Origin of the sequence: Liquorilactobacillus sicerae (assembly GCF_029916425.1) — a bacterium.
GTDB lineage: Bacteria > Bacillota > Bacilli > Lactobacillales > Lactobacillaceae > Liquorilactobacillus > Liquorilactobacillus sicerae.
This window is the reverse complement of sequence record NZ_JAHAVQ010000225.1, coordinates 1-456: the sequence shown is the minus strand read 5'-3', so window position 1 is coordinate 456 and position 456 is coordinate 1. Positions and strand designations below refer to the sequence as shown.

General features: G+C 29.4%; 1 protein-coding gene. It reads right to left on the bottom strand.

All coding sequences use genetic code 11. The annotated features are described in order from the left end of the window. The coding region (locus tag KH893_RS12135; protein ID WP_281166321.1) for a hypothetical protein at positions 1 to 456 on the bottom strand (456 nt) is incomplete at both ends.

Below are 456 nucleotides of genomic sequence, written 5' to 3'. Positions count from 1 at the left end.
GTATCATACTGAACAGCCGCTAGCGTATTGGCAATAATATGTTTTAAAAAAGAACCTGTTTCCGTCACATTTGTGAGATTTTGTATATGACTTTGTGAAATAATTCGAATAAAAATTAATGAAATAAAACTGATTGCACTTACATAAATGATATTACCGAAAAAACTCATCTTGTTTTTATGAATGCTGGATTTAAGCGGTGAATGCTTTTTATACGTCTTAATAAAAATTAAATTAACAAAATAAATAAAAACAAGTGACAACAGGATTCCTAACCAGCCAAACATTATCATTAAGATAATACCGGCCGTTACCTCGAGTTCAAAATTATCAAACCAAAAAGTGAGTAAACTACTCGTTTCTAAAATATGATAACTTTTATCTTTATCTCTATTTCCTAGAAATACTGCTTCATAAATTGGATCAATATGCTGATTATTAGTTATTTGCCGGCTG